The sequence below is a fragment of the Blastomonas sp. genome, assembly GCF_041747255.1.
Taxonomy (GTDB): domain Bacteria; phylum Pseudomonadota; class Alphaproteobacteria; order Sphingomonadales; family Sphingomonadaceae; genus Blastomonas.
Map to the genome: position 1 here is coordinate 1 of NZ_JBGTFM010000235.1, position 3,515 is coordinate 3,515.

Annotated in this window: 5 protein-coding genes; all 5 read left to right on the top strand. The window is 58.7% G+C overall.

Annotated features, from left to right (window positions below):
- Positions 1-304 precede the first annotated feature (304 nt).
- Entirely contained in the window at positions 305-427 is a 123-nt protein-coding gene (locus tag ACEW8G_RS08360; protein ID WP_373487968.1) for a hypothetical protein, read from the top strand.
- Positions 428-642: 215 nt separating this feature from the next.
- On the top strand, positions 643-906 hold the full coding sequence (locus tag ACEW8G_RS08365; protein ID WP_373487969.1) for a hypothetical protein: 264 nt from the start codon (positions 643-645) through the stop codon (positions 904-906).
- A gap of 160 nt (positions 907-1,066) precedes the next feature.
- A complete protein-coding gene (locus tag ACEW8G_RS08370; RefSeq protein WP_373487970.1) occupies positions 1,067-1,276 on the top strand; it encodes an ADP-ribosylglycohydrolase family protein in 210 nt (69 codons plus the stop codon).
- 430 nt (positions 1,277-1,706) lie between these two features.
- Complete coding sequence (locus ACEW8G_RS08375) at positions 1,707-2,642, top strand: tyrosine-type recombinase/integrase (RefSeq protein WP_373487971.1); 936 nt, start codon at positions 1,707-1,709, stop codon at positions 2,640-2,642.
- 386 nt (positions 2,643-3,028) lie between these two features.
- On the top strand, positions 3,029-3,515 hold a 487-nt coding region (locus ACEW8G_RS08380; protein ID WP_373487972.1), incomplete at its 3' end, for an adenosylhomocysteinase.

Sequence of the window (3,515 nt, forward strand, 5' to 3'; positions counted from 1 at the left end):
CGCCTCCGCAGGGGCCTTGGCACGCGATTTTGTATTGGAGGGTTTGGGTCTCATCTTCGTTCCTTCGTCACTACGACGAGACCCAAACCCTCCTCAATCTACAACCTCAAATCTGTGCCATGGGTGCTGACGGCGGACACTCCTCGACGTTCGCGAGTTTGCCTGGCTGTTAGGGAAGATCTCGCCATTTGAAATCCAACTCCTTGAGGGGCTCCAGGAGCTGGAGCACGCCGAGGTGCGTGTGCGTGATTGCGTCATTAATCAGTTCGAGCGCCGGCGCCGGGTCCACGCCCAGCACCTTATCATGCTGATCGACGCCAAGCAGCGGGGTGCGCTGCCGGTTGCATGCGATTCTCCAGAACTTGAGGCAGTCGTGGTGATCGACGAAGAGGGCGGATCCGATGCCCCCTTCGACGGGGAGGGGTAAGTTGGGTGGCACGCCGGCGCACCGAGGCAGCCGTTCGCGCAAGCAAGGCCAACGGCGCGCGCAGCAGGGGCCCAATCAGCGTTTCAGGGAAGGCCAAATCGGCGCGTAATGCGCGCAAGCATGGCCTCTTCGCACCCGTTGAGTTTGACGGGCGGTGGTTGAGCAAGGCCGATATCGAATTGCTCGAGCACCTTCGCGTTCTGGGAGGCGCAGATTTGAATGGGAACCTGCTCGTTCGGGAGGCGCACCAGGCGCTTGTTCGCCTGCGCCGGGTGACCGTCCTCATCGATTATGCCAGCAACGACATCGAACTGATTCTGGCAGACAAGCGGTCTGATCTGTTGGTCCTTGCCGAGCGGGTAAAGGAGCTTGTTCGGCTCTCGCGCTACGAACGCCGCTTTCGCGGAAGGCTTGACCGATTGAGTCGCGCAGCGATGGAGCACGAACGCGAGCGTGTCACCGAAAGCCTGGCCAGCTAGCCGCCAGCGGCATTTCGCTCGGCTTTTCCTAACAGGTATCAGTCTGTGAATCTGATTTTGACAGGCATGAGTTGAGATTATCGGGAACATCCAGATAGCTGTTGCATCCAGTTCAGACCTATGGCCAGCGACTACACCTGCAACCGTTGATAGGGAATACATGCGCACCGGCACCTTTGCCGATGCGGTAATCCTCGCGGCCAATCTTGGTGAAGACGCCGATACCACCGCGGCGATCACCGGACAGCTGGCCGGGGCGCTTTATGGGTTGAGCGGGATACCCGAAAGCTGGCTTGCTAAACTTGCCTGGCGCGAGCGTATCGAAGGCATGGCCGGTGTATTATTCGACCAAGGCGCACGCCAGGGTTGATCAGTATACACCACTCATCCTGTCCTGCCCTGGTCTGCGCCGATGCGAGGGTGCTTTGCGAAGCAACCTGACCAACGTAACCAGCGGGCTTTCTTAAAGCGCCCACAATTGAGGGCGTCGTGATGGCGATACACGCATCGGTGATGCCAGTCCTGGCATCTTAACGGTAAAGACGAACGCCGGGGGAGTTGACGGGATCGCCAATAAACTCAACTCCAGATGATTCAAGAGTGGTTCTAACTCGCTCGAGCGTGCCACGGCGATATTGTGGGATTCCCTCTATAGCTTCGAAACGCTGGATAGTTGCCAACCCAACGTCGGCGCGTTTGCCGAGTTCGTCGGCAGAAATTGCCAGTAAAGCTCTAGCAGCGCGTATTTGAGTCGCACTGATCATTGGACATAGGATCCTATATGATGCAATTTCTATCATATGAACGGTATCACAAATCACCAGCGAATCGATGCTCTCTTTGCGCGTTGTGAAGGAGCCTACTCCGACAACACACTGCGTGGTTATCAGAACGATCTGAAGCATTTCCAAGCCTGGTGCGACAGCCGCCAATTGGACTGGCTGCCCGCAGAACCTGCTGCAATTGCAGCCTTCGTGGACGAGCAAGCGCAGCATAAAGCGATTGCGACCATCAAGCACCGAGTGGATGCGATCAAATTTGCGCATCGCATGGCGGATCTGCCCCCGCCGACCGAAAACAGCACGGTCTACCTGTCACTGCGCCGCGCCCGTCGCGCAAGGCCCCGGCGGCCGCGACAATCCGCAGGGCTCACCTCTGTCTTGCTGGAAAAAATTGTGGCAGCGTGTCCCGACACTTTGAGCGGTCTTCGGGACGCAGCGCTCCTTAGTGTCGGCTATGATACGCTCTGCCGAAGCCATGAATTGGCGGCCATGCAGATCGAGCATCTGAATGAAGATCGCACAAGAATTCGGATCCCAATTTCTAAGTCCGATCCTTTCGGTGAGGGTCGGACTGCTTACCTGTCTGGCGCTACTACCAAGCGCTTAGGCGCCTGGTTAAGCGCTGCATCGCTAAGCAAAGGGCCGCTCTTTCGTGGTTTGCACACGCGCAAATTGTCGGACCGGCATTTGGCCACTTCATCAATTCGTCGCCTCATCAAGTTTGCCGCAACGAGGGCTCGAATGGATGCAGAGGTAGTTCGGTCTCTATCAGGCCATTCCATGCGAGTGGGTGCGGCCCAGGACATGATGATTGCAGGCTCGGATATGATCGGAATCATGCATGCAGGCGGGTGGAAAAGCCATGCGGTCCTGTCTCGGTACGTAGAAAACGCGTCGGCAGAACGGATGCATGTGCGTCGCTGGGCGGGTCTCAGGGAGGTCAGCGCAGGCTGAGTCCAGTGGAGGACGATGCCCCACACACTCCGCCCGAGAGTTCGTTAAGGGCTGTCCTTGCCATCCAGATCCTGTCGCAATGCCTGGTCTTCCCGTTCGGCCATTAAAACATCTTACCCAATCAGTGCGGTCAGAGCGCGATGAATGGAACGGCTGCAATTTGCTGCGACCGACAGGGCGAAGTGCAGGGGTGCGCTGCCCTTGGTCGCGAGAAATCCGCATCACCCATTTTCGCTGATGATTGCTTCGGAGTCACGAGGCCGCTCGAACATTTGTCTCGGTTGCCCGAGGCCGGAGCAAGGGCTAGAGGCTGCGACAAATTCACGTCGCAGCGTATCCTATGCACGGCGTCCATCTTTACCCTGACAACAGATCAAGGACCGCCCGTGACCGCTTTCACCGACTACGTCATCAAGGACATTGCGCTTGCCGATTACGGCCGGGCGGAAATCGCCATCGCCGAAACCGAGATGCCCGGCCTGATGGCCACGCGCGAGGAATATGGCGCGGACAAGCCGCTCAAGGGCGCGCGGATCACCGGCTCGCTGCACATGACGATCCAGACCGCGGTGCTGATCGAGACGCTGGTCGAACTGGGCGCCGAAGTGCGCTGGGCGACCTGCAACATCTATTCGACGCAGGACCACGCCGCCGCCGCGATCGCCGCGCAGGATATCCCGGTGTTCGCCATCAAAGGCGAGACCCTGGCCGATTACTGGGACTATGTCGGCAAGATTTTCGACTGGTCGACCGAGGATGACGACGACCTCACCACCAATCTCATCCTCGACGATGGCGGCGATGCGACGATGTTCGCGCTGTGGGGCGCGCGGATCGAGGCGGGCGAGACCATGCCCGAGCCGCAGAACGCCG

Bases quoted from the DNA above. Each gene is read 5' to 3' on its own strand.
- ACEW8G_RS08360 (WP_373487968.1), top strand. From the start codon at position 305: ATGCTGATCGACGCCAAGCAGCGGGGTGCGCTGCCGGTTGCATGCGAT.
- ACEW8G_RS08370 (WP_373487970.1), top strand. From the start codon at position 1,067: ATGCGCACCGGCACCTTTGCCGATGCGGTAATCCTCGCGGCCAATCTT.
- ACEW8G_RS08375 (WP_373487971.1), top strand. From the start codon at position 1,707: ATGAACGGTATCACAAATCACCAGCGAATCGATGCTCTCTTTGCGCGT.